General features: G+C 68.7%; 31 protein-coding genes and 4 tRNA genes. 15 read left to right on the forward strand and 20 right to left on the reverse strand.

The genetic code is table 11. The features are described 5' to 3' along the window. Nucleotides 1-192 precede the first annotated feature (192 nt). The 7 genes from ACIOKD_RS16435 to ACIOKD_RS16465 all read right to left on the reverse strand — a co-directional run bounded on the left by ACIOKD_RS16435 (nucleotide 193) and on the right by ACIOKD_RS16465 (nucleotide 5,265). Nucleotides 193-1,050: a DUF1396 domain-containing protein gene (locus tag ACIOKD_RS16435; protein ID WP_402083808.1), complete on the reverse strand. Its 858-nt coding sequence runs from the start codon at nucleotides 1,048-1,050 to the stop codon at nucleotides 193-195. 182 nt (nucleotides 1,051-1,232) lie between these two features. Next, the gene (locus tag ACIOKD_RS16440; protein WP_402083811.1) at nucleotides 1,233-2,153 is read right to left on the reverse strand and encodes a hypothetical protein; all 921 of its coding nucleotides are present in this window, start codon (nucleotides 2,151-2,153) and stop codon (nucleotides 1,233-1,235) included. Between the two features lie 225 nt (nucleotides 2,154-2,378). Further along, nucleotides 2,379-3,104: a 50S ribosomal protein L1 gene (gene rplA / locus ACIOKD_RS16445; RefSeq protein ID WP_402083814.1), complete on the reverse strand. Its 726-nt coding sequence runs from the start codon at nucleotides 3,102-3,104 to the stop codon at nucleotides 2,379-2,381. A 76-nt stretch (nucleotides 3,105-3,180) separates the two neighbouring features. Then, nucleotides 3,181-3,618, reverse strand: coding sequence for a 50S ribosomal protein L11 (gene rplK / locus ACIOKD_RS16450; protein ID WP_328495881.1), 438 nt, complete (start codon nucleotides 3,616-3,618; stop codon nucleotides 3,181-3,183). Between the two features lie 170 nt (nucleotides 3,619-3,788). Further along, nucleotides 3,789-4,718 (reverse strand): transcription termination/antitermination protein NusG, encoded by a 930-nt coding sequence (gene nusG, locus ACIOKD_RS16455; RefSeq protein WP_402083817.1) that lies wholly within the window; start codon nucleotides 4,716-4,718, stop codon nucleotides 3,789-3,791. Nucleotides 4,719-4,795: 77 nt separating this feature from the next. Further along, entirely contained in the window at nucleotides 4,796-5,083 is a 288-nt protein-coding gene (gene secE, locus ACIOKD_RS16460; protein WP_055610500.1) for a preprotein translocase subunit SecE, read from the reverse strand. Nucleotides 5,084-5,192: 109 nt separating this feature from the next. Then, nucleotides 5,193-5,265 (reverse strand) — tRNA-Trp (locus ACIOKD_RS16465). 224 nt (nucleotides 5,266-5,489) lie between these two features. On the opposite strand from ACIOKD_RS16465, the gene ACIOKD_RS16470 reads away from it, so the two are divergent. Both ACIOKD_RS16470 and ACIOKD_RS16475 read left to right on the forward strand, forming a co-directional pair. Beyond that, nucleotides 5,490-6,716: a pyridoxal phosphate-dependent aminotransferase gene (locus tag ACIOKD_RS16470; RefSeq protein WP_402083822.1), complete on the forward strand. Its 1,227-nt coding sequence runs from the start codon at nucleotides 5,490-5,492 to the stop codon at nucleotides 6,714-6,716. 155 nt (nucleotides 6,717-6,871) lie between these two features. Then, nucleotides 6,872-7,900, forward strand: coding sequence for an adenosine deaminase (locus ACIOKD_RS16475; RefSeq protein ID WP_402083824.1), 1,029 nt, complete (start codon nucleotides 6,872-6,874; stop codon nucleotides 7,898-7,900). A gap of 21 nt (nucleotides 7,901-7,921) precedes the next feature. On the opposite strand, the gene ACIOKD_RS16480 is transcribed toward ACIOKD_RS16475, so the two are convergent. From ACIOKD_RS16480 to ACIOKD_RS16515, 8 genes are all read right to left on the reverse strand, one after another. Then, on the reverse strand, nucleotides 7,922-8,977 hold the full coding sequence (locus ACIOKD_RS16480; RefSeq protein WP_402083827.1) for a UDP-N-acetylmuramate dehydrogenase: 1,056 nt from the start codon (nucleotides 8,975-8,977) through the stop codon (nucleotides 7,922-7,924). Nucleotides 8,978-9,191: 214 nt separating this feature from the next. After that, nucleotides 9,192-10,631, reverse strand: a complete 1,440-nt coding sequence (locus ACIOKD_RS16485; protein ID WP_402083830.1) for an MFS transporter — start codon at nucleotides 10,629-10,631, stop codon at nucleotides 9,192-9,194. Nucleotides 10,632-10,751: 120 nt separating this feature from the next. Then, the gene (locus tag ACIOKD_RS16490; RefSeq protein WP_402083832.1) at nucleotides 10,752-11,321 is read right to left on the reverse strand and encodes a TetR/AcrR family transcriptional regulator; all 570 of its coding nucleotides are present in this window, start codon (nucleotides 11,319-11,321) and stop codon (nucleotides 10,752-10,754) included. A gap of 167 nt (nucleotides 11,322-11,488) precedes the next feature. Beyond that, complete coding sequence (locus ACIOKD_RS16495) at nucleotides 11,489-11,917, reverse strand: MaoC family dehydratase (protein ID WP_402083834.1); 429 nt, start codon at nucleotides 11,915-11,917, stop codon at nucleotides 11,489-11,491. 4 nt (nucleotides 11,918-11,921) lie between these two features. After that, nucleotides 11,922-12,374 carry a MaoC family dehydratase N-terminal domain-containing protein gene (locus ACIOKD_RS16500; protein WP_402083836.1) on the reverse strand — a complete coding sequence of 151 codons (453 nt, stop codon included), beginning with the start codon at nucleotides 12,372-12,374 and terminating at the stop codon, nucleotides 11,922-11,924. 99 nt (nucleotides 12,375-12,473) lie between these two features. Further along, on the reverse strand, nucleotides 12,474-12,638 hold the full coding sequence (gene rpmG / locus ACIOKD_RS16505; protein WP_007265873.1) for a 50S ribosomal protein L33: 165 nt from the start codon (nucleotides 12,636-12,638) through the stop codon (nucleotides 12,474-12,476). A 91-nt stretch (nucleotides 12,639-12,729) separates the two neighbouring features. After that, nucleotides 12,730-12,802: transfer RNA gene (locus ACIOKD_RS16510), tRNA-Met, on the reverse strand. Between the two features lie 46 nt (nucleotides 12,803-12,848). Continuing rightward, nucleotides 12,849-12,921 (reverse strand) — tRNA-Thr (locus ACIOKD_RS16515). A gap of 235 nt (nucleotides 12,922-13,156) precedes the next feature. On the opposite strand from ACIOKD_RS16515, the gene ACIOKD_RS16520 reads away from it, so the two are divergent. Further along, nucleotides 13,157-14,437, forward strand: coding sequence for an amidohydrolase family protein (locus ACIOKD_RS16520; RefSeq protein ID WP_402083839.1), 1,281 nt, complete (start codon nucleotides 13,157-13,159; stop codon nucleotides 14,435-14,437). Between the two features lie 161 nt (nucleotides 14,438-14,598). On the opposite strand, the gene ACIOKD_RS16525 is transcribed toward ACIOKD_RS16520, so the two are convergent. Next, the gene (locus tag ACIOKD_RS16525) at nucleotides 14,599-15,672 is read right to left on the reverse strand and encodes a hypothetical protein (protein ID WP_402083842.1); all 1,074 of its coding nucleotides are present in this window, start codon (nucleotides 15,670-15,672) and stop codon (nucleotides 14,599-14,601) included. Between the two features lie 134 nt (nucleotides 15,673-15,806). Here ACIOKD_RS16525 and ACIOKD_RS16530 point away from each other — a divergent pair, with 134 nt between their 5' ends. Continuing rightward, a complete protein-coding gene (locus ACIOKD_RS16530) occupies nucleotides 15,807-16,463 on the forward strand; it encodes an NAD(P)H-binding protein (protein ID WP_402083844.1) in 657 nt (218 codons plus the stop codon). A 159-nt stretch (nucleotides 16,464-16,622) separates the two neighbouring features. Here the strand turns inward: ACIOKD_RS16530 and ACIOKD_RS16535 are convergent, their stop codons facing one another. Beyond that, entirely contained in the window at nucleotides 16,623-16,835 is a 213-nt protein-coding gene (locus ACIOKD_RS16535) for a hypothetical protein (RefSeq protein WP_402083846.1), read from the reverse strand. A gap of 176 nt (nucleotides 16,836-17,011) precedes the next feature. Beyond that, nucleotides 17,012-17,093: transfer RNA gene (locus ACIOKD_RS16540), tRNA-Tyr, on the reverse strand. Nucleotides 17,094-17,293: 200 nt separating this feature from the next. Here ACIOKD_RS16540 and ACIOKD_RS16545 point away from each other — a divergent pair. Beyond that, entirely contained in the window at nucleotides 17,294-17,782 is a 489-nt protein-coding gene (locus tag ACIOKD_RS16545; RefSeq protein WP_107020968.1) for a YajQ family cyclic di-GMP-binding protein, read from the forward strand. 19 nt (nucleotides 17,783-17,801) lie between these two features. Here ACIOKD_RS16545 and ACIOKD_RS16550 read toward each other — a convergent pair whose 3' ends face one another. Both ACIOKD_RS16550 and ACIOKD_RS16555 read right to left on the reverse strand, forming a co-directional pair. Then, nucleotides 17,802-19,160, reverse strand: coding sequence for a tyrosine-type recombinase/integrase (locus tag ACIOKD_RS16550; RefSeq protein ID WP_402083849.1), 1,359 nt, complete (start codon nucleotides 19,158-19,160; stop codon nucleotides 17,802-17,804). Then, nucleotides 19,153-19,785: a helix-turn-helix transcriptional regulator gene (locus ACIOKD_RS16555; protein WP_402083851.1), complete on the reverse strand. Its 633-nt coding sequence runs from the start codon at nucleotides 19,783-19,785 to the stop codon at nucleotides 19,153-19,155. Before ACIOKD_RS16555 ends, ACIOKD_RS16550 begins: the two co-directional genes overlap by 8 nt. A gap of 127 nt (nucleotides 19,786-19,912) precedes the next feature. Here ACIOKD_RS16555 and ACIOKD_RS16560 point away from each other — a divergent pair, with 127 nt between their 5' ends. The 10 genes from ACIOKD_RS16560 to ACIOKD_RS16605 all read left to right on the forward strand — a co-directional run bounded on the left by ACIOKD_RS16560 (nucleotide 19,913) and on the right by ACIOKD_RS16605 (nucleotide 25,623). After that, the gene (locus tag ACIOKD_RS16560) at nucleotides 19,913-20,125 is read left to right on the forward strand and encodes a helix-turn-helix transcriptional regulator (protein WP_402083853.1); all 213 of its coding nucleotides are present in this window, start codon (nucleotides 19,913-19,915) and stop codon (nucleotides 20,123-20,125) included. A 128-nt stretch (nucleotides 20,126-20,253) separates the two neighbouring features. Beyond that, on the forward strand, nucleotides 20,254-20,847 hold the full coding sequence (locus ACIOKD_RS16565; RefSeq protein WP_402083856.1) for a hypothetical protein: 594 nt from the start codon (nucleotides 20,254-20,256) through the stop codon (nucleotides 20,845-20,847). Further along, nucleotides 20,847-21,080 carry a hypothetical protein gene (locus tag ACIOKD_RS16570; RefSeq protein WP_402083859.1) on the forward strand — a complete coding sequence of 78 codons (234 nt, stop codon included), beginning with the start codon at nucleotides 20,847-20,849 and terminating at the stop codon, nucleotides 21,078-21,080. The genes ACIOKD_RS16565 and ACIOKD_RS16570 overlap by 1 nt, the downstream gene beginning before the upstream one ends. Then, the gene (locus tag ACIOKD_RS16575) at nucleotides 21,077-22,987 is read left to right on the forward strand and encodes a YfjI family protein (RefSeq protein ID WP_402083861.1); all 1,911 of its coding nucleotides are present in this window, start codon (nucleotides 21,077-21,079) and stop codon (nucleotides 22,985-22,987) included. Before ACIOKD_RS16570 ends, ACIOKD_RS16575 begins: the two co-directional genes overlap by 4 nt. A 191-nt stretch (nucleotides 22,988-23,178) precedes the next feature. Next, nucleotides 23,179-23,415, forward strand: coding sequence for a hypothetical protein (locus ACIOKD_RS16580; RefSeq protein ID WP_402083864.1), 237 nt, complete (start codon nucleotides 23,179-23,181; stop codon nucleotides 23,413-23,415). Between the two features lie 80 nt (nucleotides 23,416-23,495). Further along, nucleotides 23,496-23,846 (forward strand): hypothetical protein, encoded by a 351-nt coding sequence (locus ACIOKD_RS16585; protein WP_402083866.1) that lies wholly within the window; start codon nucleotides 23,496-23,498, stop codon nucleotides 23,844-23,846. Next, nucleotides 23,830-24,243 (forward strand): hypothetical protein, encoded by a 414-nt coding sequence (locus ACIOKD_RS16590; protein WP_402083869.1) that lies wholly within the window; start codon nucleotides 23,830-23,832, stop codon nucleotides 24,241-24,243. The genes ACIOKD_RS16585 and ACIOKD_RS16590 overlap by 17 nt, the downstream gene beginning before the upstream one ends. Beyond that, nucleotides 24,240-24,464, forward strand: coding sequence for a hypothetical protein (locus tag ACIOKD_RS16595; protein WP_402083871.1), 225 nt, complete (start codon nucleotides 24,240-24,242; stop codon nucleotides 24,462-24,464). The genes ACIOKD_RS16590 and ACIOKD_RS16595 overlap by 4 nt, the downstream gene beginning before the upstream one ends. A 2-nt stretch (nucleotides 24,465-24,466) precedes the next feature. Continuing rightward, nucleotides 24,467-24,934 carry a hypothetical protein gene (locus ACIOKD_RS16600; protein ID WP_402083874.1) on the forward strand — a complete coding sequence of 156 codons (468 nt, stop codon included), beginning with the start codon at nucleotides 24,467-24,469 and terminating at the stop codon, nucleotides 24,932-24,934. Between the two features lie 2 nt (nucleotides 24,935-24,936). Next, the gene (locus tag ACIOKD_RS16605) at nucleotides 24,937-25,623 is read left to right on the forward strand and encodes a hypothetical protein (RefSeq protein ID WP_402083877.1); all 687 of its coding nucleotides are present in this window, start codon (nucleotides 24,937-24,939) and stop codon (nucleotides 25,621-25,623) included. Nucleotides 25,624-25,683: the final 60 nt, after the last annotated feature.

The raw sequence follows: 25,683 nt of genomic DNA on the forward strand, positions 1-25,683 counted from the left end.
GTCACCTACGCGGGTCGTCCGCAATTCAGCGGATCCTTCGGTCACCGCGTCCTCTGACGAGAGCACAGCAACGACCAGCGGTCTTTGGCTTCTGTGGAAGATTACGTGAACGGGGCACTGTCAAGCAAATCCGTGCACCGGGGCCGCACACCGGCCGGTCTCACACACCGGTCGGCACCGGTCCGCAGAGGGTCACCCCTCCAGGTCACCCATCATCTCGGCCAGGTCCATGACGTCCTTGGCCGGCGGGGCCTCGACGGTCACGGGCTTGTTGTAGTTGAGGAAGGTGATGGTCATGTCGAGCTTGCCCTTGTCGGCGTCGCCCTGCATACGGAACTGCTTGGTGTGGTCCTTGCCGTCGACCCACATGTCCATCGTGAGCGCGTCCAGACCCAGCTTCTCGTACTGCTCAAGGCTCTTCTCCCGCTGCTCACGAGTGGCCTTGCTCTCGGTCTTGAGGGACTTGCGGAACTCGTCGAGAGTGACCGTGCCCTTGTAGTGGGTGGTCTCGACGCCCTCGACCTTCTCGGTGCCGACCTTCTTCACGTCCTTGGAGCCGGTGAGGAAGGTGGACTCCTGGGCCGGGTTCTTGTCGGCCGTTCCCGCGCCCGGGGCCCCGCCACCGCCGAGCGCGTCGTCACCCAGTGTGGACATGTCGAACTTGATCCAGCTCTTGCCGTCCATCTCCTTGGCCGCCGCGGCACCCCCGCCGATGTACATCGCCTTGTCGACCAGGCGGATCTCGGCGTTGCCGTCCTTCCCCTGGTCGAGGGCGGTCATCTTCATGCTCATGGCCACGTCGGGCTTCATGCGCATCTGGGCCTCGGCCTTGATGCGTCCCTCCTCCGGGGTCCTGCCGGACATGCGGTAGCTGAGGGAGGTGATGTCCTCGGTCTTCTTCGCCGCCTTGGCGACAGCCGCGGCGGGCGTCATCTCGGGGGACTCCTCGCCCCCCTTGGAACAGCCGACGGCACCCCCGCCGAGGACGAGCGCGGCGACGACCGCGCCCGTCGCCCTATGACGTACAGGCGTGCGCACAGAAAGCTTCATGGTTCCCCCCAAGGAACAGATGAGCGACTCACAGACAAGCCGCGAGCGTATCCCAGCGGGGTTCGGGCAGTCCTGCGAGTTGTCACGTGACCTGTGTGACGCCTGTGACGCTTGTGACGCCCGTGCACTGCCGGAACGGAGACGGAACGGAGGCCGAACGGGGGGGGGTTGGCCGCGCGGCCTCAGCCCGCCGGCCGGCTCCGCATGAGGTCCTTGAAGTCGGCGGTGTCGCCCGCCGCGGGCTCCTCGGCCAAGACCTCGACGCCGTAGTCGCTGTAGTACGCCGTCGAGGACATCGAGCCGGTGGCCAGCTCGCCCTTCTCGGCCTTCTTGACCAGCAGGTCCTTGTCGTCCACCCAGATGTCGATGGTCTCGGTGGTCACACCCGCCTGCTCCAACTGGCTCTTCAGATCGGCCAGTTGACTCGCGGAGAGGGACGAGTTCCGGCCCGCGAGATCCGCGACGTCGACCGTGCCCGAGTAGTGCGTGGTGTCCTCGCCGCGCACCTTCTCCTCGCCGACCTTCTCGACGTCCCCGGAGGCCAGCAGCAGCTTCACCGACTGGTTCGGCGTGGTGTTCTGCATCTGGTCCTTCATGTACGCGCCCGATCCGCCGGCGAGCTCCGCCAGGTCGTCGTAGTCGTACTTGATCCAGTGCTTGCCGCCGGACTGCTCGGCGAACTTGTCGCCCATCTTCGCGTAGTAGGCGTCCGGCAGATAGCGGGCCTCCATGGAGGTGGTGCCCAGCTGGCGCATCTGGTCGGCCATCGTGCCGCCGGTGTATGTGATCGTCAGGTTGCCGGTGAGCCCGTCGGCCCAGCCGAGGGCGCCATCCGCCTCCATCGACATCATCGTGCCCATGGTCGTGGTGGACTCGACCTTGGCGGAGTCCGCGCCGTCGGTGCTCTTCTCCACGGAACGAAGAGCCACGATCGCGTCCGTCCGGGTCCTGGCCTCGCCGGTGCCCTTGCCGTCCCCCGCCGAAGCCTTGCTGTCCCCTCCGGAGTCCGAGCCGGAGTCCGGGCCGCTACAGGCCGCGGCTCCGGTCAGAGCGGCGGCCACCGCTATCGAGACGGTCACCCGGCGCACGATCGAGCTCATCATTCGTCCCCCTATGCGATTCCTGTGCCCCGCACGCTAGCGCAGGCCACCGACATCCGACCCGGAAACGGGCACCGGACGCCGGACGCCGGACCCCCGTCACCCAGCCTCGCGCTTCGTGCCCCGTGCCCCGTGCCCCCGGACACAGAGACGGGCCCCGCACCTCGAAAGGTTGCGGGGCCCGTCCTGAAATCGCGTCTGCGACGCGGCTACCGGTGAGCGTCAGGCTCAGACGGCGGCCGGGTCCTCCTCGACGAGGAGGTTGCGGGTGCGGTTCGAGTCGATCGCGATGCCGGGGCCGATCGTGGTGCTGATCGTGGCCTTCTTGATGTAGCGACCCTTGGCGGCCGACGGCTTCAGACGAAGGATCTCGTCGAGCGCGGCGCCGTAGTTCTCCACCAGCTGCGTGTCGTCGAACGACGCCTTGCCGATGATGAAGTGCAGGTTCGAGTGCTTGTCGACGCGGAACTCGATCTTGCCGCCCTTGATCTCGGTCACGGCCTTGGCCACGTCCGGGGTCACGGTGCCCGTCTTCGGGTTCGGCATCAGACCACGCGGGCCGAGGACACGGCCCAGGCGGCCGACCTTGCCCATGAGGTCCGGGGTGGCGACGACGGCGTCGAAGTCCAGACGCCCCTTCGCCACCTCGTCGATGAGTTCGTCGGAACCGACGATGTCGGCGCCGGCGGCAGTCGCGGCCTCGGCACGGTCACCGGTCGCGAAGACCAGGACCCGGGCGGTCTTGCCGGTGCCGTGCGGGAGGTTCACGGTGCCGCGGACCATCTGGTCGGCCTTGCGCGGGTCGACACCCAGACGGAAGGCGACCTCGACGGTGCCGTCGAACTTGGAGGTGGAGGTCTCCTTGGCGAGACGGACGGCTTCGAGCGGGGCGTACTGCTTCTCCCGGTCGATCTTGGCGTCCGCAGCGCGGAGAGACTTGCTGCGCTTGCTCACTACTGCTCCTGTGTGCTCTGAGGAGTCGTGGTAGGGGCCGAGCAGGCCCTGCCACGGTGTTCTGCGGAGGTGGGGATCAGCCCTCGACCGTGATGCCCATGGAACGGGCGGTGCCGGCGATGATCTTCGACGCGGCGTCCAGGTCGTTGGCGTTGAGGTCGGCCATCTTGGTGGTGGCGATCTCGCGGACCTGAGCCTGGCTGATCTTGGCGACCTTGGTCTTGTGGGGCTCGCCGGAGCCCTTCTCGACACCAGCGGCCTTGAGGATCATCTTCGCGGCCGGCGGGGTCTTGGTGATGAAGGTGAAGGAGCGGTCTTCGTAGACCGTGATCTCCACCGGGATGACCCAGCCGCGCTGCGACTCGGTCGCCGCGTTGTAGGCCTTGCAGAACTCCATGATGTTGACGCCGTGCTGGCCCAGTGCGGGGCCGACCGGCGGCGCCGGGTTGGCCGCACCGGCCTGGATCTGGAGCTTGATAAGCCCCGTGACCTTCTTCTTCTTCTTGGGAGGCATTGCTCTCTCCGGGTCCTAGTGAGAGTTTCCAGCCATCCATTCCGGATAGTCCGGACGGAGGCATACCGCACCACGATAACGGGTATCGGTGTGCGGCCAAAAACCGAGCAGGTCAGACTGGCTGCGAGAGCCTGTCTGACCTGGTCGGAGGCATACGGTCCGAAAGAACGTCAGTTCTTCTGAATCTGGTCGAAGCTGAGCTCCACCGGAGTCTCGCGGCCGAAGATCTCGACGAGGCCCTTGACCTTCTTCGAGTCGGCGTTGATCTCGTTGATGGTCGCCTGCAGCGTCGCGAACGGGCCGTCGGTGACGGTGACCGAGTCGCCCACCTCGAAGTCCAGCACCTGGACCTCAAGCTTGCGGGACGGAGCCGGCTTGCCCTCGGCCTCGGCGGCCTCGCGGGCGGCCTTCTCCTCGGCCTCGGGGGCGAGCATCTTGACGATCTCGTCCAGCGTCAGGGGGTAGGGGTCGTAGGCGTTGCCCACGAAGCCGGTGACACCGGGGGTGTTGCGAACGACACCCCAGGACTCGTTCGTCAGATCCATGCGCACCAGCACGTAGCCGGGGAGCTTGTTCTGCTTGACGGTCTTACGCTCGCCGTTCTTGATCTGCGCGACCTCTTCTTGCGGCACCTCGGCCGCGAAGATGAAGTCCTCGACGTTCAGCGAGACGGCACGCTGTTCGAGGTTGGTCTTCACACGGTTCTCGTAACCGGCGTACGTGTGGATGACGTACCACTCGCCGGGCAGCGCGCGGAGTTCCTCACGAAGGGCGGTGACGGGGTCGACCGGCTCGGCCTCCTCCGCCTCCTCGGACTCGGCGCTGTCGTCCTCGTCGGTCGCGGCGCTCTCGTCCTCGTCGGTCGCGACGTCGGCGGCCTCGGCCTCGTCCTCATCGGCAGCGAGGGCCGAGGCGCTGTCGCCCTCGACGTCCCCGCCGGACTCGTCCTCGACGTGCAGCGCGGCCTCTTCGGCGGGCTCGCCCGCCGCGGCGTCGGCAGCCTCGACCTCGTCCTCGACGTCCGCGCCCTCGACGATGTCGAGTTCGTCGTCACGGGACTCGACCGACTCGACGGCATCGTTCAGGTTCGGGTCAGACACGGTGGCTGCTTCTTCCTGGATCATGGGGGTGGAACACGCGAAAGCGGGCGCCGGGTACGGCGCCCTTCGCGCTTGGCCTAGCCGAAGACGTACTTGGCGGCCTTGTCGAGTCCGAAGTCAATCACAGTCACCAGACCGATCATGATGACAACGAACACAATCACCACTGTGGTGTACGTCGTCAGCTGATTGCGGGTCGGCCAGACAACCTTGCGGAGCTCCGCGACGATCTGGCGGTAGAAGAGGGCGAGGCGCTTCAGCGGGCCCTTCTTGGCGCGCTTACCGCCCTTGCGGCCCTTCTTCTGGGACTCCGGCGCCTCATCCTGGGCATCAGGCATGTCGATGGAGCCCACGGCGTCCGTCACTCGTCCTCACCTGATTCCGGGTCGTGGCCGTGCCGCGCCCGGTGTGAGCCGCACGGCGGTGCAATGCAGTACGTACATGTGCACACATCCTGGTGAAAGGAGTGTGTAGCAGGGCCGGAGGGACTTGAACCCCCAACCGCTGGTTTTGGAGACCAGTGCTCTACCAATTGAGCTACGACCCTTTGCTTCCCCCACAACGTACCGCATCCACCCGGGTGCTCGGAGTGCACCGGAAGAGCGCGGCCGGTGAAGGCCAACGAGGTGAGAGTGTACGTGGTCGGCGGCCGGGCGTCGAACAGAAAGTGTCCGTACGGACTTTGTGCGTGCCCGGCCCCGGGCCGTCCGGCGCTGCCCAGTCCGTGAAACCAGTGTGCCGGGGACGTTTCCGGTCTGAAACGATGGGCCCATGAGCGCTGCAATCCCTCCCACCGAGCGCCGGGTCTCCGCCCGAGTCGGCGCGATCTCCGAGTCCGCCACTCTCGCCGTGGACGCCAAGGCCAAGGCCCTCAAGGCCGCGGGACGTCCGGTGATCGGCTTCGGCGCCGGTGAGCCCGACTTCCCGACCCCGGACTACGTCGTCGAGGCCGCCATCGAGGCGTGCAAGAACCCGAAGTACCACCGCTACACGCCGGCCGGCGGCCTTCCCGAGCTGAAGGCGGCGATCGTCGCCAAGACGCTGCGCGACTCCCACTACGAGGTGGACGCCTCCCAGGTCCTGGTGACCAACGGCGGCAAGCAGGCCATCTACGAGGCGTTCGCCGCGATCCTCGACCCGGGCGACGAGGTCATCGTCCCGGCTCCCTACTGGACGACGTACCCCGAGTCGATCCGTCTCGCCGGCGGTGTCCCGGTGGATGTCGTCGCGGACGAGACGACCGGCTACCGCGTCTCGGTCGAGCAGCTGGAGGCGGCCCGTACGGAGAAGACCAAGGTCGTCCTCTTCGTGTCGCCCTCCAACCCGACCGGCGCCGTCTACAGCGCCGAGGACACCGAGGCCATCGGCCGCTGGGCCGTCGAGCACGGCCTGTGGGTGATGACGGACGAGATCTACGAGCACCTGGTCTACGGGGACGCGAAGTTCACCTCGCTGCCTGCAGTACTTCCTGAGCTGCGCGACAAGTGCATCGTGGTCAACGGCGTCGCGAAGACGTACGCGATGACCGGCTGGCGGGTCGGGTGGGTCATCGGCCCCAAGGACGTGGTGAAGGCCGCGACCAACCTGCAGTCCCACGCCACGTCGAACGTGTCGAACGTGGCCCAGGCCGCGGCGATCGCCGCCGTCTCGGGCGACCTGACGGCCGTCGCCGAGATGCGCGAGGCCTTCGACCGCCGCCGCAAGACGATCGTGCGCATGCTCAACGAGATCGACGGCGTGCTCTGCCCGGAGCCCGAGGGCGCGTTCTACGCGTACCCCTCGGTGAAGGCCCTGCTCGGCAAGGAGATCCGCGGCAGGCGCCCGCAGGACTCCGTCGAGCTGGCCGCGCTGATCCTGGAGGAGGCCGAGGTCGCGGTCGTCCCGGGCGAGGCCTTCGGCACGCCGGGCTATCTGCGGCTGTCGTACGCGCTGGGTGACGAGGACCTCGTCGAGGGTGTCTCGCGGATCCAGAAGCTCCTGGCGGAGGCCAAGGCCTGAGCCCGGCGCATGACAGTAGGTACTGCGAGCCGCTTCCCTCCGGGGAGGCGGCTCGTTTCTTCGTGTCCCTCACTTCTTTCGTTTCTTCGTGCGAGCAAGACCACGTTCAGGGAAAGCGCTACCGATTTGGCGCCGGCGTGCGGCAGGATCCTTGAATGGAGCACGTACGTAAGGTCTCTGAGCTGCCCAAGGCTCATCTGCACCTGCATTTCACAGGTTCGATGCGGCACACCACCCTGCTGGAACTGGCCGACAAGCACGGGATCCATCTGCCCGACGCGCTGACGAGCGGCGAGCCGCCCAAGCTGCGGGCGACGGACGAGCGCGGCTGGTTCCGCTTCCAGCGTCTGTACGACGCGGCGCGGTCGTGCCTCAGAGATCCCGAGGACATCCAGCGGCTCGTGCGCGAGGCCGCCGAGGAGGACCTCAAGGACGGCTCGGGGTGGCTGGAGATCCAGGTCGACCCCACGTCGTACGCGCCGCGCCTGGGCGGTCTGATCCCCGCCCTGGAGGTCATCCTGGACGCGGTGGACACGGCCTCGCGCGAGACCGGGCTCGGTATGCGGGTCCTGGTGGCCGCGAACCGGATGAAGCACCCCCTGGACGCCCGCACGCTGGCCCGTCTGGCCGTGCGGTACGCGGACCGGGGCATCGTCGGGTTCGGGCTCTCCAACGACGAGCGGCGGGGCATGGCGCGGGACTTCGACCGGGCCTTCGCGATCGCCCGGGAGGGCGGGCTGCTGGCCGTGCCGCACGGCGGTGAGCTGGCGGGCCCCGCGTCCGTACGCGACTGCCTGGACGACCTGCACGCCTCGCGGATCGGGCACGGGGTACGGGCCGCCGAGAACCCGCGGCTGCTGAAGCGCCTCGCGGACCGCGGCATCACCTGTGAGGTCTGCCCGGCCTCGAACGTCGCCCTGGGGGTCTACGAGAAGCCGGAGGACGTCCCCTTGCGCACACTATTCGAGGCGGGGGTGCCCCTGGCGCTCGGCGCGGACGACCCGCTGCTGTTCGGCTCGCGGCTGGCGGCCCAGTACGACATCGCGCGCCGCCACCACGGCTTCACGGACGCCGAGCTGGCCGAACTGGCACGGCAGTCGGTACGCGGTTCGGCGGCCCCGTCCGACATCAAGGAGAAGCTGCTGTCCGGGATCGACGACTGGCTGACCGCCCCGGTCGCCTGAAGCGGGCGTGGGGCGGCGGTCTCAGAGGCTGACGCCCACCGTCACCGGTTCGTTGACGAGCGTGATCCCGAAGGCCCCGTGGACGCCGGCGACGACCTCGCGGGCGAGCGTGAGGAGGTCCTCCGTGGTGGCCCCGCCCCGGTTGGTGAGGGCCAGGGTGTGCTTGGTGGAGATACGGACGGGACCGGTGCCGTACCCCTTCGTGAAGCCCGACTTGTCGATCAGCCAGGCCGCGGAGGTCTTGGTGTGCTCGTCGTCCGCGGGGTAGGCGGGCGGGACCACGCCCTCGCCCAGGCGCTCCGCCACGCGCGCGTGGAACGCGGCGAACTCCTCGCGCGTGAGGATCGGGTTGGTGAAGAACGAGCCGGCCGACCAGGTGTCGTGGTCCTCGGGGTCGAGCACCATGCCTTTCCCGGAACGCAGCTTCAGGACGGTGTCACGGGCCGCGTCCACGGGCACGCGGTCGCCGGGTCCGACACCGAGCATGCGGGCCGTCTCGGCGTACCTCAACGGCGCGGACAGCCCGGCGGCGTCCTCCAGCTCGAAACGGACACGCAGCACGACGAACCGCTCGGGATCGCTCTTGAAACGACTGTGCCGGTACGAGAAGGCGCACTCGGCGTTCGACATGGTGACCGTCTCGCGGCTCTCACGGTCATAGGCGATCACTTCGGTGATCGTCGACGACACTTCCTGGCCGTACGCGCCCACGTTCTGGATCGGTGTCGCACCGGCGGAGCCCGGGATTCCGGCGAGGCACTCGATGCCCGCGAGGCGGGCCTCGACGGTACGGGCGACCGCGTCGGTCCACACCTCCCCTGCGGCCAGTTCCAGCCGCGTGCCGTCCAGCTCGAAGCCGCGGGTGGCGATGCGCAGGGCGGTGCCCGGGAAGCCCTTGTCACCGATGACGAGGTTGGATCCGCCGCCGATCAGCAGCAGCGGCGTACCTGAGTCGTCGGCCTCGCGGACGGCGGCGATGACCTCGTCGTCGGTGGTCGCGGTGATCAGCCGGGCGGCTGGACCGCCGAGCCGGAAGGTGGTCAGCGGGGCGAGGGGGGTGTCGTGGAGTTCCTGCACTCGCCCAGAGTACGAGAACGGCCCCGCCAGGTCGGGCGGGGCCGTTCTCAGGGGGTGCGGGCACCTCCGGTTCACCGGTGTCGCGTGTCCGTGCGGGCCTGTGAGGGCGGGCCGCGCGGTTCCCCTCGCCTCTTCGGAAGTGGGGTTGCGCCCCGGCTTCCGCCCCTTCAGGGGTGCGGGGAACCACACGACAAGCCCCCACCGGCCCGCAGACTCAGCGCGACGCCGTCTCCAGTACGGGTGCGGGCGCCTCCGTGACCTCCTCGGATCCGGCCTCGGGCCGTCGGCTCGGGATGTACAGCGCCCCGAGGGCCGCCAGGGCGACCGCCGCGGAGCCGACCCACAGAGCGGGCCGAATGCCGTCCACGAAGGTCTGGGCGCTCTCGTAGCCGCCCTGCGCGGAGAAGATCGAGGCCATCACCGCGATACCGAGCGCCCCGCCGACCTCACGCAGCGCGTTGTTGGCGCCGGACGCGATCCCCTGCTCCTGCGCCCGGACGCTGGACATGACCAGGCTGGATGCGGGGGCGAAGAAGAGGGACATCCCGATTCCGCTGATGATCAGGGCAGGCAACTGCGCGGCGTACGAGGTGTCGGCCTCGACCACGACGGCGAACCACCCGAGTCCGACGGCCTGCAGGAACAGGCCCGCCGCGACGACGGGACGTCCGCCGATACGGTCCGACAGGTAGCCGGCGACCGGCGCGACGAGCATCGGCATACCGGTCCACGGCAGCATGCGCAGCCCCGCCTCGGTGGGCGAGTAGCCGAGCACGCCCTGCATGTACTGGCTGAGCAGGAAGATCGAGCCGAACATCCCGAGGAACATCAGCAGGCTCGCCGCGTTGATCCCGGCGAAGGCGCGGCTACGGAAGAGCCGCATCGGCAGCATGGGGTTCTTGGCCCGCATGCCGTGGAAGACGAAGCCGGTGAGCAGAGTCGTACCCCCGAACAGAGCGAGCAGGACCACACCGTCGCTCCAGCCGACGGCAGGCGCGCGGACCAGCCCGTAGACGATCCCGAAGAGGCCGCCGCTGGCGAGCAGGGTGCCGCGGATGTCGAGCGGGGCACCGGCGCCGAAGGACTCGGAGAGGCGCAGCCGGGCGAGCGGCAGCAGGGCAAGACCCAGTGGAACGTTCAGCCAGAAGATCCACTGCCAGGACAGGTGTTCGGTGAGGCTGCCTCCGATGAGCGGCCCCGAGGCGACCGCGAGACCGTTGACGGCACCCCATATCCCGTACGCCATCCCGCGCTTGGCGGCCGGGACGGCGGCCGTCAGCAGGGTCAGGGTCAGCGGCATCATGATGGCCGCGCCGACGCCCTGGACCGCGCGGGCGGCGATCAGCGAGTCGATGCCCGGGGCCATGGCCGCCGCGGCGGACGCTCCGGTGAAGACGGTGATGCCGACGAGGAAGAGCCGGCGGCGGCCGAACCGGTCGCCCAGGGCCGCGCCGAACATCAGCAGTACGGCGAAGGTGAGCGTGTACGCGCTCACGGTCCATTCCAGATCGTCGAGCGCTCCCCCGAAGTCCTTGCGGATCGAGGGTAGAGCGGTGGTGACGACGAGGTTGTCGAGGGCCGCCATGAATCCGGCGACGCTGGTGATGACGAGGGCCCAGACGGCTCCCCCGCGACGTTCGGTCTGCTGTGACATCGCTCCCCCAGCGGGTTATCGCTAGCTGTTGGTTAGTTATTGCTGACTAACTTTCGAGATCCTGAAAGGGCGCCGCTCTCCGCCGCCTCCTGCTCCGGCGTTGCACTCCGGCGATCCGCTTCAGTGTTCGAGCCGGCCCTTGGTCCGAGCCGACGGGTAGAGCCCTTCCCACACCCGATGCTGGGGCGGGAACCCCATGGCCACCAGGCAGTTGATGAGCATGCCGTAGGCCAGGAAGGTCGTGGTCTCGTCCATGTCGGCGCCGAGCGGCAGATGCACCGTGTCCCACAGCCGCATCCAGCCGGCCCGTACCGCCTCGCCGAGTTCGTGATCACCGGCCTGCTCGGCCGCCGCCACCGCGACATACATCTGCATCTGCATGAGCAGCCGCTCCGGCTCCTCGGCGATCACCCTCGTGTACGCGTCCGCCATGGAGTGCAGGGCCTCCTCGCCCTCCAGCCCCTCGGAGGCCGCCTCGAACGTGCGCCTGGTCTCCTCCAGGCAGCGCTCGGCCGCCGCGAGGAAGATCGCCTTCTTGCCGGGGAAGAGCCGGAAGAGGTACGGCTGCGAGACCCCCACACGCTTGGCGATCGCCTCGGTGGACGTGCCGTAGTAGCCGCCCCGGGCGAACTCGCTCATCGCCGCACGAATGACGCTCTCACGCCTTTCCTCTGCGCTCATCCTGACCATGCGACGAAGTTAGTACTCAATCACTAACTAAGTCAAGAGGGCGGCCCGGAGAGACCACAGAGAGAAGGAGGAGGAGGAGGACGTACCAAGTGAGCATGGAGTGACGTAGTAAGGGGCGCCCGCAACGGCGGGCGCCCCTTACTCGCGGTGTCGTTGACCGCGTCCGGTCAGGCCAGTCGTACGACGGCCCGGGACATGCCCAGCACCTTCTTGCCCGCGCTCATCGCGACGAGGTCGACCCGGACGGTGTTGTCGTCGAGCTTGACGGCGACCTTGCCGCTGACCTCGATCGTGGCGCCCTCGTCGTCGTTCGGGACGACGACGGGTTTGGTGAAGCGGACGCCGTACTCGACGACCGCGCCCGGGTCGCCGGTCCAGTCGGTGACGACCCGGATCGCCTCGGCCATGGTGAACATGCCGTGCGCGATGACGTCCGGGAGGCCGACCTCCCTGGCGAACTTCTCGTTCCAGTGGATCGGGTTGAAGTCCCCCGAGGCACCCGCGTACCGCACAAGCGTGGCGCGGGTCACTCCGAAGGTCTGGGCCGGCAGCTCGGTGCCGACCTCGACGTCGTCGTACGCGATCTTCGCGGTCATCAGTTCACGCCCCCTCGGCCGCACGGGACACGAGCTTGGTCCAGGCGGTCACCACGTGCTCGCCGGCCTCGTCGCGAACCTCGCCGCGAATGTCCAGGATGTCGTTGCCCGCCATCGACTTGACCGCCTCGATGGTGGACGTGACCGTGAGCCGGTCCCCCGCGCGCACCGGGCGCCGGTGGACGAACTTCTGGTCGCCGTGCACGACCCGGCTGTAGTCGAGACCCAGTTGCGGGTCCTGTATGACCTGTCCCGCGGCCTTGAAAGTGATCGCGAACACGAACGTCGGCGGTGCGATCACATCGGGGTGGCCTAGAGCCTTGGCCACGTCCGGGTCCGTGTAGGCGGGATTGGGATCTCCCACCGCTTCCGCGAATTCACGGATCTTCTCCCGGCCGACCTCGTACGGGTCGGTGGGCGGGTAGGACCGCCCTACGAAGGACTGGTCGAGCGCCATCGGCTCGGCACCTCCTGGTTCGCACTGGTTCGCAGCTGGTGTTCAACGACGCGAGGCCGCCCCCCGATTACAGGGGACGGCCTCGTGAACGAGCCTTTTTTATCGCGTTTCGCGGTGCGCAGTGTGCGAGTTGCAACGCGGGCAGTGCTTCTTCATCTCCATGCGATCCGGGTTGTTACGCCGGTTCTTCTTGGTGATGTAGTTCCGCTCCTTGCACTCCACGCAGGCCAGCGTGATCTTCGGGCGGACGTCGGTGGCAGCCACGTGAGTGCTCCTTGCCGGACGGATGGGACATGGATTAACGCATAGAAGAGTAACCGATCGAAGGACCGACCCCGCAATCGGCTACCGTCAGTAGCGGTGACCGGACTTGAACCGGTGACACAGCGATTATGAGCCGCTTGCTCTACCGACTGAGCTACACCGCTTTGATGTGATCAGTTCCCGCCCTTCGACGGGAACCTCTCACACCAGAGCCCCAATACGGAATCGAACCGTAGACCTTCTCCTTACCATGGAGACGCTCTACCGACTGAGCTATTGGGGCGAGCGATGAAGACATTACACGCTGGGCAGCCGATCGCCCAAATCCGTTTCGCGGCACCGGCCCCGGCCCGTTCCCGGGACCTCACCGGCTGTTCCACCCGCCTCTTCGGCACGACGGGCCACACCGGTACGACTATTCCGCTCCTCCTCGATGCGCGCCGGTCGTCACCCTAGGCTCGACTCACGCTGCGTGATCTTGTGCCCCTCCTGCGCAGCCGCCGAGCCACAGGAGCGCGATGCCAGAGAGCCAGCCGCAGCCGCACCACTCCTCGTCGTCGTCCTCGTCCTCGTCGGGCTCCTCCGGGCCCTCGGGCTCGTCCGGCCGGACCAACGGGTCCGACCTGCTGCTCTGCGGTGCGCGGCTCACCGACGGCCGGCTCGTGGACGTACGGCTGGCCGACGGACGTATCGAGGCGGTCGGCACGGCAGGCAGCCTCACCGCGCACACCGCGCGCGTGGACCTCTCCGGCTGTCTGCTCCTGCCGGCCCCGGCCGACCCCCACGCCCACGGCGACACGGCCCTGACGGCCGACGGCCAGGGCCCGGTCTCGTACGAGGACCAGGAGGTCCAGCGCCGTACGACCGAGGCCGCTCTGCTGCAGCTGGGGCACGGGGCGACCGCCGTCCGCTCGCACGTGCGCGTGGGCGACGTGCAGGGGCTGGGCTCGATGGCGGCGGCGCTTCAGGCGCGGCGCGCGCTGCGGGGGCTGGTCGAGCTGACGGTCGTGGCGATGCCGCGGGTACTCACCGGACTCGCCGGGGCCGACGGGCTGGCGATGCTGCGGGACGCGGTGAAAATGGGCGCCTCCGTAGTGGGCGGTTGTCCAGATCTGGACCCGGATCCGACGGGCTACGTGGAGGCGGTCCTGGAAGTCGCCTCGGAGCAGGGCTGCCCGGTCGATCTGCATACGGACGGTGACGATCCGGCCCGGCTCGGGCGCCTCGCGGCGATGGCGGGCGGGTTGCGGCCCGGGGTGACGCTCGGCCCCTGCGGAGGGCTGAGCCGACTGCCCCCCGAGGTGGCCGCGCGATCGGCCGACCAGCTCGCCGCGGCCGGGGTGACCGTCGTCTGCCTGCCCCAGGGCGGCTGTTCGGGCGTGGACCGCCGCGGCACGGCTCCGGTACGACTGCTGCGGGCGGCCGGGGTACGGGTCGCGGCCGGGAGCGGCGCTCTGCGGGACCTGTCGAATCCCGTGGGACGCGGGGACCCGCTGGAGGCGGCGTATCTGCTGGCCTCGCGGTACGGGCTGCGGTCCGCCGAAGCGTACGACGCGGTGAGTTCGTCGGCGCGGGCGGTACTGGGACTGCCCGAGGTGCGCGTGGAGGCCGGCTTCCCGGCGGAGCTGCTCGCGGTGCGCGGGGACCGGCTCGACGGCGCGCTGTCGCTGGCGTACAGCCGGATCGTGGTGCACCGGGGGCGCGTGGTGGCGCGGACGAGCGCGGTGCGGGAGTACTGCAACTCGGCGGCGGCCGTGGCGCTGGACCTGCCGCGCCAGGGGCGGACGGGTCAGTCGTGAGGTGCGGGTCGCGGTGAGGTGCGGGTCGCGGTCAGGTGCGCGGCACGCACGCGTGGAGGTCGTCGGCCTCCACGCGTGCGTGCGTCTGTTGCTGTGGCGCGTGCGGTGGCCGGCGAACGGAGTGTTGTTGTGGCGCGTGCGGTGGCCGGGCGAACAGAGTGTCAGAAGCCGCCCAGCAGACCGCTGGTGAACGGGTTGCCCGGACCGCCGAACTCTCCCGCGGGCAGTTTCGTGGCGCCGGACGGGGCGCTGATGTCGCCGGCTTCACCGAACTTGACGACCAGCGGGACCTTGGCGCCCTTCGGGTCGTCCGCCAGGGTGGCGAGGTCGACGGAGACCCGGGTCAGGTCACCGTTCTTCAGGGAGAAGTCGACGGCGACCTTCTTGTCCGGAACGTCCTTCAAGTCCTTGTCGGTGGGCAGTTCGGCGCCCGCCGGGAGTTCGCCGGCCAGCGGCCGCAGTTTGTCGATGAGGCCTGTGAGCAGGTCGCGGAACGAGGCCTTGGCGACCACCCGTTCGACGCCGTCGCTGCCGCCCTTGTCGCTGAAGGTGACCTCGCGGGCGACGACCGAGCGCACGGCCTTGAGGATCTTCTGCTGGGTCCTGCTGTCGATCTCGTCGGCCGGATCGGCCTTGCCCTTGCCGTCCCCGCCGTCCTTGCCGGTGGCGTCCTTCGCGGCGCGGTCGAGTTCGCGGTTGTCGATCTTGACCCACTTGCCCTCAAGTACCGGCTTGAGTTCCTTCTCGCTCTCGGGGAGCTCGTCGGCGGTCGGCAGGGGGAATCCCATCGCCTCGCCGAACGCCTTCATGTCGGCCCGGTAGTACGTGTAGTCGCCGACGAGGCGGTACTCGGCGAGAACACCGTCGGGCCCCGAGACCGACACACCCGTGCCGACGAGATCCTTCTCACCCGAGTCGGCGAGCGGCTTGCGCGACTCGACGGACACCTTGACCCGTACTCCGGCGAACAGTTTCGCGAGCTCCGGCGGCATCTCCTCGCCGGGCTCCTCCTCTCCGGCCAGCTTCACGAGTGCCGAAGGCTTGGCGTCGAGCCCCAACTCGAAGGCGAGTGACTTCTTTTCGCCGAGCCCCCCGACGGCCTGGTCCACCTTCTGACCGGCGGTGAGGTTCTCCACCGTGCCGCAGGCGGCCACTCCGGAGAGCAGGGCGGTGGTGCAGCCGACCGCGGTGAGAGTCCTGCGTATGACGGGGCTCTTCCGGATGGCGGGGCTCATGCGTGTGGCGGTGATGACGGTCTCCTTATGACGCCTGACGGCGTCCCCCTCGTACAACTGATCTCTCAAGAGACTCACGAGTTATCCACAGGGTTGTGCGGCGAGTGTCTCCGTCCGGGCGTACGGTCGGAAACATGCGCATTGTTATCGCTGGAGGTCATGGTCAGATCGCGTTGCGGCTTGAGCGGTTGCTCGCCGCGCGCGGTGACGAGGTCGCGGGAATCATCCGCCGAGCCGAACAGGGCGACGATCTGCGGGCGGCCGGCGCCGAGCCGGTGCTGTGCGATCTGGAGTCGGCTTCGGAGGAGGAGGTCTCCGCACACCTGCGGGGCGCGGACGCCGCGATCTTCGCTGCGGGCGCGGGCCCGGACAGCGGGGCGGCCCGCAAGGAGACCGTGGACCGGGGAGCCGCGGTGCTCTTCGCGGACGCGGCGGCCCGGGCGGGGGTACGACGCCATGTGGTCGTCTCCTCCATGGGCGCGGATCCGGAGCACCCCGGGGACGAGGTCTTCGACGCGTATCTGCGCGCCAAGGGCGAGGCCGACTCGTACGTACGCGCTCACCGCGGCCTGGACTGGACGATCCTGCGCCCCGGAATGCTGACGACCGACGCGGGCACGGGCCTCGTCCGCCTGGAGGCCGCCACGGGCCGCGGACCGGTCCCGCGCGACGACGTCGCCGCGGTCCTCGCGGAACTGGTGGACACCCCGGCGACGGCCGGCCTGACCCTGGAACTGATCAGCGGTTCCACACCGGTGTCGGTGGCGGTCAAGTCGGTGGCGGGGAACTGACGGGCAGGTGGGCCGGGACCGGGCCGGGGCGCGGCGCCGGTGAGGGGCGCCGGTGAGGGGCGGGCCCGACAGGCACGACCGCTCAGAAGCCGGAAGACCGCAGGATCAGGGAAGACCGCAGGATCAGGGAAGACTGCAAGGTCAGGGAAGATCGCAAGGTCAGAAGAGCGGAAGCTGGCCGGGGAAGTCCGCCACGACGTACCCGTCCAGCGCCGGCTGAGAGGCCCCGAGCTGCGCCTGCCTGCGCGACCCCGGGCAGGACACGAGTTCCCCGCTTCCCCGGGCCCTCGCCGGGTCGTGCCGAGCGAACCGCCCGGCGACGACAGCGATCTCGCGACGGCACTCGGGGCAGATGCGGCGACGTAAGGACATGGGTCCAGGGTACGAAGTGAACGCCGGGCGCCGCTGCCGGGGCGCTCCGCGTTCCCGTGGTCCGGAGCCCTGGAACAGACGGGCCACCGGCCACCGGGCTCGGGACTGTCCGAAAACGAAGAAGCCCTCTCTGAAAATGCGTACTCGCATTTCAGAGAGGGCTTCTTCTCTCAGCGTGGCGGCGCCAGGATTCGAACCTGGGAAGGCTAAGCCGGCAGATTTACAGTCTGCTCCCTTTGGCCGCTCGGGCACACCGCCGGGCTTGCTGCCGTTCGAACCGTCTTTCGGCGGCGCTCCGTGGCAACGACGTAAACGATACCCGATGCTCGGGGGTGCTTCGCCACTCGATTGATCGGTGCTCGGAGGTGAGGGGGTGGCTAGGCTTATGCGGATGCGGCCCGGGACCGAGCGGGTTCGGCGGCCGCCACTACGCACCCCGATACAAGGAGCCACAGGACATGGCCGACTCCAGTTTCGACATCGTCTCGAAGGTCGAGCGGCAGGAGGTCGACAACGCCCTCAACCAGGCCGCCAAGGAGATCTCGCAGCGCTACGACTTCAAGAACGTGGGCGCCTCCATCTCCTGGTCCGGCGAGAAGATCCTCATGGAGGCGAACTCCGAGGAGCGGGTCAAGGCCATCCTCGACGTGTTCGAGACCAAGCTGATCAAGCGCGGTATCTCGCTGAAGGCGCTGGACGCCGGTGAGCCGCAGCTCTCCGGCAAGGAGTACAAGATCTTCTCTTCGATCGAGGAGGGCATCTCCCAGGACAACGCGAAGAAGGTCGCGAAGATCATTCGCGACGAGGGCCCGAAGGGCGTGAAGGCGCAGGTGCAGGGCGACGAGCTGCGGGTCAGCTCGAAGAGCCGTGACGACCTGCAGGCCGTGCAGGCCCTGCTCAAGGGCAAGGACTTCGACTTCGCGCTGCAGTTCGTCAACTACCGCTAACCGAACGCTCTGAGCTGCACTAATCCGAAATAGCTGCGGCCGGAGGGCACAACGCGGGCACATCACCGAGGACCGCCTCAACGGCCGCCCGCGTCGTGTCCTCGTCATCCGGCCAGAGGTGGGTGTAGATGTCGAGCGTGATCGACGGCTTCGAGTGACCGAGCCGCCGCTGAACCGTCTTCACGCTCTCGCGGTTCTTGATCAGCGCCGAGGCGTAGAAGTGGCGCAGGTCGTGCATGCTCGCCCCGTCCGGGACGCGGACGGGAGCAGGCTCCTGCCCTTCCGGCCGGCCCCGCTGGACCCATGCCGCGTACGCCTCCGCGTAGGCCTTGGCCAGGGCCTCGTTCGCCCGCTCCTCCATGCGCCCCCACACGTACGACCAGTTCGCGCGCCGGAGCACCTCGCTGCGGTCGCTGGTGAACAGCATCTGCGCCTGGCGCTGCTTCGGCTTCCGCGGGTCGGTGCGGTCCTCGATGTCCACCGTGACCGCTGGGTGCTGCTGGAGGTGCGCGGCGAGGGCGTTGACTGCCGAGGTGGCCAGCGGCACGGTGCGGTAGCTCTCGTGCGTCTTCGGCTCACCGAGGTACGGCTCCGGAGTCTCGTCCTGGTCGGCGTCGGTGTCCTTGTCCGGGGTGATGAGCTGCTGCCGCACCACCACTTCGCGGCGCAGGAAGTCGATGCAGTCGACCTCCAAGCCGAACACCTCGCCCTGCCGGAGGCCGGAGGCCGCGGCGAGCAGGATCATCGCGCGGTACCGGGCCGGGGCCGCCTCGATCAGCGCGCGCACGGCGTCCGCGTGCAGGGGCAGAATCTCGACGCGTCGCACCTCCGGCAGCTTGATGCCGGCGCACGGGTTCAGCGCGATAGTCCGGTCCCGCACGGCCGTGTGCATCACGGTGACCATGTAGGCGAACGTGATCCGGAGCGTGGACGGGGCGAGGACCTGTGACCGGTCCTTGACCCAGGCCTGCACCTCCGAGGGGCGGATCGTAACGATCGGCCGGTCCCCGAACGTCGGGTAAATGTGCAGGCGCAGGGCTCGTTCGACGCGGGACGCGGTCCCGTCACGGTGAACGGCAGAGGTGCGCCACCGCTCGGCGACCGCCCGGAAGCTCTCCTTGCCCGCGGCCGGGTCGACGTAGAGACCGCGGTCCAAGTCGGCCTGCACGGTGGCCGCACGGGTGTCGGCCTGGCTGCGCTTGGTGAAGTTCTCCTTCTGCTGCTCGCCCGCTGCGTCACGCCAACGGACCTGCCAGCGCTTCCCCTTGCCGTGGCCCGAGCTGGGTACGAGCGTGCGGGTCTTGCTGGAGTGCTCAGCGCAGGGCTCGGCGCCCTTCTTCGGGCGGGAGAGGTGCCACCGGTCGTAGACGCTACTCATCTGCGGGTTCCCCCTGGCGTGTGACTTCCTCAGTCTTCTCCCGGAAACCGATGATCGCCTTCATCCGACGCTTGTCGATGGTGCCGCGGGCGAGCGCGTCCGCCAGAGCTGCGGACAACTGCGCGCGCGCCTCCATTTCTTCCTTCACCAGTGGGTCAGCGGCTTCCGGGTTGTCACGGGATTCGCGCTCCTCAGCATCGTTGAGAAGTTCCATGAGGCTGACCTGCAGGAGCCTCAGCGTGTCGATGCTCCCAGTCATCATCGGCACCAACTGCCGTAGCGAGTCGATGTTGGTGCGACGGAGCCAATCCTCCGGAGCTTCCGGAGCGACGACCTCGGCGAGCCTCATGGCGTCCACTGACGCGTTGGGTAGTTCGATACGTCCTGCGCGGGCTGGCCCGTGAGGCGCCAGAAGGAACGGGACGTCGCACTCAAGCACCAGGGCAAAGGCAACGAGTTCAGCTGCAGTAAATGCCCGCTTGCCCTTCTCTGCTGAGTGCACTGCCTGCCGACTCCAGGGCTTTTCGAGATACACGCCAAGAGCCTCGCCTAGGTCTGCCTGTGACAGCTCCTGCTGTGTACGCAGCTTGGCGATGTTCCAGCCGATGGCATCTTCCAGCCTCACATCGAGCACCTTTCGTCATTGCTGAGAATGACATACGGCGTCGATGCAAGGCAAGCGTTGACAGCCATCCAGCCGGGCGTCATGCTGGGCAATGTCAGTCATTCCAGAACGGACATGGAGGGCGTCAATGCCCCGTGCCACCGCGCCCCCGCCGTCCGCGGCTCGTCGCCCGCTGGCCAAGCCGTCGGAGATCGCCGAGTACTGCGGCGTTCCGATCGGCACCGTCTACCAGTGGTCGTCCCGCGGAAGCGGCCCGAAGTTCATCAAGGTCGGCCGGCACCTTCGTGCCCGCTGGGACGACGTCGAGAAGTGGCTCGACGCCCAGACGATCGCCGCATGAAAGCGGCCCCCAGCAGGCGCGTCAACGCCTGTGATCCGGGGGCCGGAAGCACCAACCATCCATCCCTGAACAGCGCGACGGCCGCGCGGGCCCTAACCCGTATGCGCGGCCGTCGAAAGGAGCTTCACGTGAAGCGTACGACCACCATCCCCCAGAGCGCCACCGCGCGATCCGGGCGGGCCGCGTTCGCCGCAGAGGCCGCGCAGATGACCACCGAGGCCGCCGAGAAGGCCGCGGTCCGCCGCTCCGTCGACGCGCAGTTCCCTGCGGTCGCCGCACTCCTCGCGGACACCGACACCGCCCGCGAGCACCGCGAGCCGATCCTCACCCCCGAGCAGTCGACGTTCACCCTCGACTACGGGCTCGGCGCCTGGAGGACCACCTCCGCTGAGACCGAGCTGCGGGGCGTCGACGCCGACGGCGAGGACGCCAGCGAGCCGTTCCTCGCCGTCGAGGTCGTCATGTCTGACTACCGGCCGCAGGCCTACGGGCGCACCACGAAGGTGTGGTTGCAGTACGGACTGACGATGGGCGAGCTGACCCCGGTCAAGGCCCGCGAGGTGCTGGCCGCGATCAAGGGCTTCGTCCCCCAGCTTGAAGCCGTGATCGCGCTCGCCGAGGAGACCGGGGCCGGCGACTTCGAGGGTGACCCCGAGATCGCCCGTCTCGACCAGGAAGCCGAGCGCCGCCGGACCCGCGCCATCGACGAGGCCCGCAGCTGATGAACACCCGCACCGCCGAGGGAAGCCCCGCGCCACACGGCGCGGGGCCCTCCCCCGTGAACGACAGCACCACCTGGGACCAGCTCCGCGCCGCCATCCGTACGCACCTCGCGCAGCAGCCCAGCCCGAACACCGTGCGCGCCGCCGCGCGCCGGATCACGCACCACGCACTCGCGCAGGCCGAAGCCGAGATCACGGCCCGCGACGAGTCCCCGGAGGACGAGCACCGTTGATCACTCCAGAAGACGAGAGCGAAGCCTACGAACTCGCTGTGGTCGGGACTGTGTTGCTCAGCCGCGAACGCTTCGAAGGACTCGCCGCGAGGATCGAGCCGGACATGATCCGGCACAAGCGCACGAAAGTGCTCTGGGACGTCCTTGCCGAGCGAATCTCCAAGGGCGAGCCCACTGACTACCGCACGCTGCAAGCAGCCCTCCCGAAATCCGTCCTGGACTCCATCGGCGGACCGGTCGCGCTAAGCCAGATCGGTGAGTTTGCCGTCGGCGACGACGCCAGCATGCACGCCGAGAAACTGCGTGAACTGAGAGCCCAGCAGCAGACGGCAGCCGAGATCCGGCACGGATTGAGCCAGTTGGCCGACGACCCGGAGGCCGCGCGAGCGGCGATCCGCGAAGCCGTCGATCGCCAGGACAGTAGCGAGTGGGACGAGCCCGTACGCCTCACACCGCCGCCACCCCCGGCCCTGGACGTGAAGCTCCTCGGCGGTATCGGAGAGATGGCGCAGGCCGTCGCCGATTCCCTCCAGGTGCCCGTGGACATCCCGGCCTGGTTCGGCATGGCCGCCGCGTCGGCAGCGATCGGCGGCCGGCGGACCGTGAGCCCCAAGCCCGACTGGTCGGAGCCGGTCACCTTGTACTGCATGACGGTCGCCGCGCCGGGCGAGAAGAAGTCGCCCTCGCGCGCGGCCATGGTCGCGCCGATCGCGGAGGAGGAGCAGCGGCGCATGGCCGAGGACCGGTTCGCGGTCGCGCGCGACCAGCAGGACCGCCGGATCGCCGAGGCCTGCCTCACCGCGGCCGAGGCGAAGGTCGTCAAGGCATCGAATGCCGTCACCCGTACGAAGGCCCGCGAGGACCTCGCAGCCGTGCGCTCCGAGCTGGAGGACCTCGGGGAACCGAAGGTGCCCACGCAGATGCTCGCGGACGACACCACCCCCGAGGCCGCCGCCGGAGTGATGGGAGAGCAGGGTGAACGCCTCGCCGTGATCAGCGCGGAGGGCGGGTTCCTCGGCAACATCGGCGGCCGCTACTCGAACCAACCGAACCTGGAGATCGTCCTCAAGGCCTGGTCCCACGAGCCGCACACCGTGAACCGGAAGAACGGCCCGCCGCTGTTCCTGACCCGGCCGAGCCTGACGCTCGCGCTCGCGGTGCAGCCCGGCATGCTGGCCGGCCTCGGGGACATGGCCGAGGTGTTCGAGTCCCGCGGGTTCACCGGCCGGTTCATCTTCTCCGTGCCGCTGTCGATGGTCGGCCAGCGCACCTACGACACCGTGCCGATCCCGGGGGACGTGCGCCGCCGTTACGCCGACGGCCTCGCCCGAATGATCCGGGCAGTGTGGGACGACTCCGAGGTTCGGGAAATGACCCTCGACGAGGACGCCCAGGCCGTGTTCAAAGCGTTCTGGGTGGACTGGGAGCGCCGCCACCTCGTGCCGGGCGACCTCACCTCTGTGGAGGGCTGGTCGAAGAAGCTGCCGGGGCAACTACTGCGTCTCGCCGCGATCATGACCCTCTTCGATGCCCCGGACTGCATGACGGTGTCCGGCGAGACCATGACCAACACCGTGGCCCTGGTGCCGTACCTGCTCACACACGCCCGCTTGGTCGTAGACCTGATGTCTGCCGAGAAGGAGTCGAGACTCGGACCGGCCCGCGCCGTACTCGACTGGTTGCGCAAGAAGCATCCCGAGGGCCCGCTCAAGGTCTCGGACGTCAACAGCGGCGTGCACGGCCAGAGCTGGTGCCAGGAGACAGGCGACGTTCAGAACGCTCTCGACATGCTGGAGCGCCACGGCTGGATCCGGTGGCTCCCGGCGCCCGAGCGGCAGGGGCGGACCGGGCGGAAGCCTGCACCGCGGTTCGTGGTCCACCCAAAGGTGCTGGAGCCGCCGCAATGAGTTCTTTCGCTTTTTTCACTGCCTCCCGAGTTTCGGGCGTTGATTCACGCCCTCCCTATAAAGGCCATTTTTCAACTACTTATTACTTAAGGTAACCACTTTCCTCACGCTCTGTAGGTGACAGGGGTGCCAGTGGCCACACCTGCCACCCCCGGAACACCGTCAAAAAAGTAAAAGAACCGGAGGACCCAATGGAACCCACCCGGACCGACTACCTCATCGGCGACATCGACCCCCACACCCTCGCCACCACCTACCAGTGCGGCCACTGCAACAGCGACACCAGCACCCGCACCGACGACCTCGGCATCGTGCACCTCGTCGTCCACCACGACGACGGATGCCCCGTCCTCAACGGCACCCTCTCCGCAGCCCCCGACGCCGCACGAGCCGCCGCCAAGCACATCCCCGACACCTTCCGCCGCTGAGCCGCCAGCATCCGGTTCCGCTCACCTACGCGTCATCACGTGCGCGCGTGGGAACACCATCACCCCTGATCAGAGGCACCATGAGACTCCAGCCCGCACAGTCCGAGTGGAACGAGCGCGTCGCCAACGAAGCCCGGAAGCACAAGTACACGGTCTTCTACCCGCAGCGCGAGAATCAGCGGAGCCACGACCCGTCACTGATGCTCGTGCGCGGGCCCCGTGTGATCTTCCTGTGGCTGCGTATGGGCCGCCGCAAGCCCCTCCCGCAGGTGGACCTCCACCGGGAGGCCGGCCGTGAAGCGCATAGCTTCTGGCCCGCCGACTGGCCGTTCATCCTGCGCGTGCTCCTCACCGATCCGAAGCCTGTCGTCGTGTCCCTGGCGAGCCGTCAGGCCGTACAGGACGGACCCGACGGTGACGGCATCGCCTGAACCCCCGCAGGCGCCCCCTCCGGCCGTTCTCGACGACGGCGGGGTCTACCTCCCCCCGTCGGTCGCCTACGCCCTGTGGGAGCCCCTGCGGAAGCTCTTGGCCCGCCACCGCGCGGACGGCGGCCACGTCCGGCCTGAAGTCGCCGCCGCCATGGACGCGTTGCGGTCCTCCGCGTACGGCCACATGTGCGATTCCGAGCAGGTGAAACGCACATCGCGCGACGATCCGGACCGTACGGACCTCGTCACCACCGGGGCTCTCGCTGCACGCCTCGGGGTGACGGGATTCCATGCGAGGCGCCTGGCCGCCGCCGCGGGCATCACGCGCGTGGCACACGGCCGTTGGGCGCCGGAGGACGCCGACCGGCTCGCCAACCTGCGGAGGACCCGCCGATGACCGACCAGACCACCCCGGGCGCGTCCGATCCCCTCGCCGCGGCACGGGACAAGGCGTTCACCGCCGGCCAACGGCTGCGTACCGCCGAGGACATCCTCCGCGAGGACCCCGAGTTCCTCCCCACAGCGCAGATTGTCGCCCTGCGAGCCGACGCCGAGCAGACCCGCGCCGAGCTTGTCGACGCCGAGCGCCACGCACAGACCCCCAGAAAGGACACCTGACCATGGCCACCGCTCAGGAACTCGCCGCGGCGAACGACATCCGCGACAACCTCCCCACCGACATGGGCACCGCCCGCACCACAGACCTCGTCACCAAGCGGGACGCCCTGGAGACTGCGCTCCGCAACTTCCTGGACGCCACCGCCGCCCACAACACCCGCGTCGCCTACTGGCGCCGGCAGATGGCCACCGCGGGCCCGCACAACCCCGCGGACACCGCGAACTACGGCACCCGCGCCTACCGCCTCCTGACCGATGGCCTGTACCTCCCCGACGGCTCGGGCAACCCGAAGGCGTACCACCCGCTGAATGCCGGGGCGTTCATCGGCGCCACCCTCTACCGCGTCCTCGCGGCGTACGACGACAGCGCGCGTCGCTTCGCGGGTGGCACCCAGCTGCGCCCTGCCGACGAGTTCGTCACCACCAACGGCGCGGTCAACCTCACCGCCCTGATGCAGAAGGACGCCTGATCATGGCCATTCCCGCACCTCTGCCGCACCCGAACGAGGACGTTGACCACCTCGCCGCGCGCGCCTCGAAGACGACGTTCGTTGAGAAGGCCGGCGCGATCCGCAGCAACCACAACGCCTCCGCGCGCTCGAAGGCAGAGCAGATCGCGGGCCTGTACGACACGCACATCACGGAGACCACCGACGCTTACAGCAGGCTCGGCGACCGCCGCCGCGAGCGCCTGGAGTACCTGGAGGGTCTCGTGCCCGCGGGGCCCGGTATCCCGTCCGACGCGAGCGAGGCCGACCGCGCGGTCCTGATGCAGGCCTTCGTCGACGCGTGGGAGCGCGTGCAGAACGCCAGCCGGGCGGGCCGTCACCTGCTGCTCGCCGAGGCGGAGCGCTTCGACAACCGGCCGATGAGGCGCGCAGTCCTCACTTACGCCCTCGACGTGTCCGACGAGACGATCCTCCGGGACTGGACGCAGCTGCACCTCGACCAGAAGGGCTACCTGGAGGAGGTCCGCAAGCTGCGTACGACGCTCGGCGGGGGCGGGGAGTACCGCGGTTTCGAGAGGCAGGATTTCACGCCGCTGCCGAAGCCGACCGAGGCCTACGACTGGCCGCTGATCGCGGACGACCCCGGGGCGCAGCCGGGCGACAACGGCCGCATGGTCCGCCCCGGAGTCATCGAGCGCCCGCGCCGCTGACCGGCCGCCCGTCCCCGTCCGGGGGCGGGCTTTCTTCAGCCTTACAGGTTGCCTCAGGCG

This window comes from Streptomyces sp. NPDC087844 (assembly GCF_044742785.1).
In the GTDB taxonomy this organism is placed as follows: Bacteria; Actinomycetota; Actinomycetes; order Streptomycetales; family Streptomycetaceae; genus Streptomyces.

Coding starts and splice junctions, on each gene's coding strand:
- ACIOKD_RS16435 (WP_402083808.1), bottom strand. CDS start 1,050: ATGAAGCTTTCTGTGCGCACGCCTGTACGTCATAGGGCGACGGGCGCG.
- ACIOKD_RS16440 (WP_402083811.1), bottom strand. CDS start 2,153: ATGATGAGCTCGATCGTGCGCCGGGTGACCGTCTCGATAGCGGTGGCC.
- rplK (WP_328495881.1), bottom strand. CDS start 3,618: ATGCCTCCCAAGAAGAAGAAGAAGGTCACGGGGCTTATCAAGCTCCAG.
- ACIOKD_RS16470 (WP_402083822.1), top strand. CDS start 5,490: ATGAGCGCTGCAATCCCTCCCACCGAGCGCCGGGTCTCCGCCCGAGTC.
- ACIOKD_RS16475 (WP_402083824.1), top strand. CDS start 6,872: ATGGAGCACGTACGTAAGGTCTCTGAGCTGCCCAAGGCTCATCTGCAC.
- ACIOKD_RS16485 (WP_402083830.1), bottom strand. CDS start 10,631: ATGTCACAGCAGACCGAACGTCGCGGGGGAGCCGTCTGGGCCCTCGTC.
- ACIOKD_RS16490 (WP_402083832.1), bottom strand. CDS start 11,321: ATGGTCAGGATGAGCGCAGAGGAAAGGCGTGAGAGCGTCATTCGTGCG.
- ACIOKD_RS16495 (WP_402083834.1), bottom strand. CDS start 11,917: ATGACCGCGAAGATCGCGTACGACGACGTCGAGGTCGGCACCGAGCTG.
- ACIOKD_RS16500 (WP_402083836.1), bottom strand. CDS start 12,374: ATGGCGCTCGACCAGTCCTTCGTAGGGCGGTCCTACCCGCCCACCGAC.
- ACIOKD_RS16520 (WP_402083839.1), top strand. CDS start 13,157: ATGCCAGAGAGCCAGCCGCAGCCGCACCACTCCTCGTCGTCGTCCTCG.
- ACIOKD_RS16525 (WP_402083842.1), bottom strand. CDS start 15,672: ATGAGCCCCGCCATCCGGAAGAGCCCCGTCATACGCAGGACTCTCACC.
- ACIOKD_RS16530 (WP_402083844.1), top strand. CDS start 15,807: ATGCGCATTGTTATCGCTGGAGGTCATGGTCAGATCGCGTTGCGGCTT.
- ACIOKD_RS16535 (WP_402083846.1), bottom strand. CDS start 16,835: ATGTCCTTACGTCGCCGCATCTGCCCCGAGTGCCGTCGCGAGATCGCT.
- ACIOKD_RS16545 (WP_107020968.1), top strand. CDS start 17,294: ATGGCCGACTCCAGTTTCGACATCGTCTCGAAGGTCGAGCGGCAGGAG.
- ACIOKD_RS16550 (WP_402083849.1), bottom strand. CDS start 19,160: ATGAGTAGCGTCTACGACCGGTGGCACCTCTCCCGCCCGAAGAAGGGC.
- ACIOKD_RS16560 (WP_402083853.1), top strand. CDS start 19,913: ATGCCCCGTGCCACCGCGCCCCCGCCGTCCGCGGCTCGTCGCCCGCTG.
- ACIOKD_RS16570 (WP_402083859.1), top strand. CDS start 20,847: ATGAACACCCGCACCGCCGAGGGAAGCCCCGCGCCACACGGCGCGGGG.
- ACIOKD_RS16580 (WP_402083864.1), top strand. CDS start 23,179: ATGGAACCCACCCGGACCGACTACCTCATCGGCGACATCGACCCCCAC.
- ACIOKD_RS16585 (WP_402083866.1), top strand. CDS start 23,496: ATGAGACTCCAGCCCGCACAGTCCGAGTGGAACGAGCGCGTCGCCAAC.
- ACIOKD_RS16595 (WP_402083871.1), top strand. CDS start 24,240: ATGACCGACCAGACCACCCCGGGCGCGTCCGATCCCCTCGCCGCGGCA.
- ACIOKD_RS16600 (WP_402083874.1), top strand. CDS start 24,467: ATGGCCACCGCTCAGGAACTCGCCGCGGCGAACGACATCCGCGACAAC.
- ACIOKD_RS16605 (WP_402083877.1), top strand. CDS start 24,937: ATGGCCATTCCCGCACCTCTGCCGCACCCGAACGAGGACGTTGACCAC.